Genomic DNA, 263 nt, shown 5'->3' on the forward strand with positions numbered 1-263 from the left:
CAATTGAAATAATAATAGCATTTACAGACAATAAAATATTGGCTTTACTATCGGCAATACCACTCAAACGTGTATGGTTTCCTAGAGTAACACGAAATAAAGTATCGATTCCGCGATCTGGTTTTTCTGCTTTTTCTGCTTTTTCAGCTTTCTCTTTCTTTTTATTTTCTTCTTCGAGCGCCGCCGCCGCTTTTAACTCTTGTTTGTTTATTTTTTTCTGAATCATTAACAGATTTCGTTCTTTCAGAGGTTGCCATTTTCTT

General features: G+C 34.6%; 1 pseudogene. It reads right to left on the reverse strand.

Annotation, left to right across the window (positions count from 1 at the left end):
• Positions 1-263 (reverse strand): annotated as a pseudogene (locus ACWA1B_RS22910) (phosphohydrolase); the annotation flags it as partial.

This window comes from Flavobacterium xizangense (assembly GCF_054075145.1).